The sequence below is a fragment of the Longimicrobium sp. genome (genome assembly GCA_036389795.1).
Classification (GTDB): domain Bacteria; phylum Gemmatimonadota; class Gemmatimonadetes; order Longimicrobiales; family Longimicrobiaceae; genus Longimicrobium.
The window spans coordinates 1-3,335 of sequence record DASVWD010000081.1; the positions used below are offsets into that span (position 1 = coordinate 1).

3 protein-coding genes are annotated in these 3,335 nt (G+C 74.5%); all 3 read left to right on the forward strand.

Annotated elements, in window-relative coordinates:
• Positions 1-224 precede the first annotated feature (224 nt).
• The 3 genes from VF746_10700 (at position 225) to VF746_10710 (ending at position 2,930) form a co-directional block, all read left to right on the forward strand.
• On the forward strand, positions 225-803 hold the full coding sequence (locus VF746_10700; GenBank protein HEX8692880.1) for a hypothetical protein: 579 nt from the start codon (positions 225-227) through the stop codon (positions 801-803).
• The gene (locus VF746_10705) at positions 800-1,822 is read left to right on the forward strand and encodes a WD40 repeat domain-containing protein (protein ID HEX8692881.1); all 1,023 of its coding nucleotides are present in this window, start codon (positions 800-802) and stop codon (positions 1,820-1,822) included. Before VF746_10700 ends, VF746_10705 begins: the two co-directional genes overlap by 4 nt.
• A 451-nt stretch (positions 1,823-2,273) precedes the next feature.
• Positions 2,274-2,930: a response regulator transcription factor gene (locus VF746_10710; protein ID HEX8692882.1), complete on the forward strand. Its 657-nt coding sequence runs from the start codon at positions 2,274-2,276 to the stop codon at positions 2,928-2,930.
• The last annotated feature ends 405 nt before the right edge of the window (positions 2,931-3,335 follow it).

Genomic DNA, 3,335 nt, shown 5'->3' on the forward strand with positions numbered 1-3,335 from the left:
CGATCCGGCCGACCCACTCCCCTTCGCGGCCGCCGCGGCCGCGCTGCTGGCGCTCGCGGCCCTCACACGCCCGGCCGCGTCCGCCCTTCCGCACGACACCGGCTAGCCCCCGCCGGACCGCGTCGCCTCACCCCGAATCGAGCCGTTTCCGCGCCGCCGCCCTCTCCGCCCCGGGGAGGGCCGGGAGCAGGCCGTCCCCGTGCCACCCGAACCAGGAGCGTGCGATGGATCCCTCACCCCCCACGGACCTGCGCGACGCGGTCGCCGCGCTGCAGCGCCGGAGCCGCCGCCTCTCGCGCTGCACCGCCCTGCTCGCCGCGGGGTGGCTGCTGACCACCGCCACGCGGGCGCTCCACCCAAGCTCCGCCGAGGCCAGCGCGGGCGGGAGGACGGCGGCGGAGGTGCTGCGCGTGCGCGAGCTGGTGGTGGTGGACGCCGCCGGCACGCCGCGGGTGCGGATCGCGGCGCCGCTGCCGGACCCGATCATGATGGGCAGGCGCTTCAACCGGGGCGACCCGGTGTCCGGCATCCTGATCTACGACGCGGAGGGGAACGAGCGCGGCGGCTACGTGACCGGCGACAACAGCCGCGGCGCCGCGCTGACGCTGGACGAGATCATGCGCGCGGCGATCCACCTGGGCGTCGGCGACCGCGGCGAGTCGCACCTCACCTTCTCCACCGGGATGGGGGGATACGCGGCGCTCGGCGTGAACGCGGAGCAGGACGCCTACCTGCGGCTGGAGCGCGGCGGCCGCGCCGTGGTCCGCCTCCCCGACGCCACCCTCGCCGACAGCGCCCGATGAGCCCGCGCGCACGGAGGACCGCCGTCGCCGCGGCGCTGGCGCTCGCGGCCGGGGCGGCGGGCGCGGCGCGGGACACCCGCGCGGACGCGCGGGGCCGCGTGACCGCGGACACGGCCGCGCAGGTGCTGCGCGGGCACACGCAGGGGGTGACCTGCGTGCACTTCTCGCCCGACGGGCGGCGGCTGGCCAGCGGCGGGCTGGACGGCGCGGTGCGCGTGTGGAGCACGGGGGACTGGTCGCACCGGACGCTGCGGCACGGCGCGGAGGTGTACGCCGTCGCGTTCTCGCCCGACGGCGCGCGCGTGGCCTCCGCGGGCGAGGACGGGCGCGTGGTGGTGTGGGACCCCGCGACGGGCGGTGTCGCGCGCGTGATCGCGCTGCCGGTGCGCTCGCTGGCGCTGGCCTGGACGCCCGCGGGAGGGCTGGCGGTGGGGAGCGCGGGAAGGGTGCGCCTGTACGACGTGCGGACCGGCCGGGCGACGCGGGAGATGGTCGTGGGGCCGGAGGTCTTCTCCGTCGCCGTCTCCCGCGACGGGCGGCGGCTGGCCGCGAGCCTGCCGGTACGCGTGTTCGACCTGGCCACCGGGGCCCGGGTCGCCGCGCCGCGCGCGTTCGGGCAGGGCGGCGTCGCGTTCTCGCCGGACGGCGCCACGCTGGCCGCGGGCGAGTGGGTGGGCGGCGCCAGCACCTTCGCGCTCCCCGCGGGCACGCCGGTGGACCGGCTGCGCGCGCCCGAGCCGCGGCGGGCCGACGGGCCGAACGGGCCGGGAACGATCCAGGTGAACCTCCCCGTCACGTCCGTCGCCTGGTCGCCGGACGGGGCGCTGCTGGCGACCGGGGGCGGCGACCGCAAAGTGCAGCTCTGGCGCGCCGCCGGCCGCGCGCCCGGCGAGGCCCCCGTGCGCGTGCTCGCGGGCCATGCGGCGAGCGTCACCGCCGTCGCCTTCGCGCCGGACGGCCGCCGGATCGCCTCCGCCGCCCTGGACCGCACCGTCCGCGTGTGGCCCCTGCGCCCGTGAGGACGGCGCCGCCCCGAGCCGTCCCCGTCGTACGGCGCGCGAGGGAGGGCGCGCGCGGAGCCGGCACGTCGCCGCAGCCCCGCGGCCTTCGCCGGGGCGGTCGTCGAAGTCGACGGTGATCGACCGGCGTAGGGCGCGTCTGCGACACGTGAGGACGACATCTGCTACCAGGGGGAGGAGGACCAACATCTTTACACTGTAGATGTTGCGCCTGAATCTCAGCGATGTAATTTCCGATTGCGTCCGGAGCCGGTCCGCCGGCTCCCGGGCGCACGGCTCTCTTCGTGCCACCGGCGGACCAGTCGCGGCATTCCTGACGGCCTGAAACCGGCGCGGATCAACGTCCCGCCGGCGCTGCGTGTCTCTAGCTCTTCCGAAAGCATCCGGGGCCGACCCGGTCCAACGAGATCGACTTCCCCCGCGGTATGGCATTGCAGTTCCGCCGGACCCCATGAGCTCGTCGATCCAGGTCCTCATCGCGGCCGAAGTACGCCTGTACCGGGAGGGGCTGGCGCTCAGCCTGGAGCGGCGCGAGCACGTCCGGGTGCTCGGCTGCACCGGCGACTTCGCCGCCACGCTCGCCGCCGCGCGCGAGCTGCGGCCCGACGTGGTGCTGCTCGACCGCGCGATGATCGACGCGCCCGCGCGCGTGCAGCCGCTCCTGGCCCTGTCTCCCGCGCCCCGGGTGGTCGCGCTCGCCATCCACGAAACCGGGAGCGAGGTGATCGAGTGCGCCGAGGCCGGGTTCGCCGGCTACGTGCACCGCGACGCCACCGTGCAGGAGCTGGTGGGCGTTCTCGAGGGCGCCGTGCGCGGCGAGCTGGTGTGCCCGCCGCGCATCGCGGCGGCGCTGGTCGAGCGGCTGGCCACCCTCTCGCGCGAGCGGCACGCGCCGGCGGGCACGGAGCTGCTCACCCAGCGCGAGGCCGAGATCGCGCACCTGCTGGCGGCCGGGCTCTCCAACAAGCAGATCGCCGTGCGCCTGTCGATCGGCCTGGCGACGGTGAAGAACCACGTGCACAGCGTGCTGCGCAAGCTGGGCGCGCGCACCCGCGGCGAGGCGGCCGCGCACCTGGCCGCGTCCGCGCGCCCCGGCGGGAGCTGGTGACGGGCCCGCGGTGTCGCGGCTCCTTCATCCCACATCACCGAGCATCGCTGGGTTCCGGCGAATCGGACTCATACCACCTTGCAGAGCATCGTTCGGGAATAGGTCCTGAAAGGCCTCACACAGAGAAACAGAGAAACAGAGGACGTCGGTTTTCTCTGTTCCTCTGTTTCTCTGTGTGATTCCAATCTGTTGCTGTTCTGTTTGGAACCAGAACGATGCTCCGAAACGTGGTATCATACCAGATTCTGCGATCGATTGGGCAACGGAGATGTCATCCTGAGTCTACCACCGCGCTGCGCGCGACCAGGGAGGATGAAACGGGTGTGGGAGCATAAATTGGGCGGGTGGCGTCGGCAAAGAGGTCGGTAAGCTCATTGGTGCGAGAGAGCCCGTTCCTGAGTCAGA

What these genes read in the sequence shown, in the direction of transcription:
- VF746_10705 (HEX8692881.1), top strand. Translation starts at nt 800, where the DNA reads ATGAGCCCGCGCGCACGGAGGACCGCCGTCGCCGCGGCGCTGGCGCTC.
- VF746_10700 (HEX8692880.1), top strand. Translation starts at nt 225, where the DNA reads ATGGATCCCTCACCCCCCACGGACCTGCGCGACGCGGTCGCCGCGCTG.
- VF746_10710 (HEX8692882.1), top strand. Translation starts at nt 2,274, where the DNA reads ATGAGCTCGTCGATCCAGGTCCTCATCGCGGCCGAAGTACGCCTGTAC.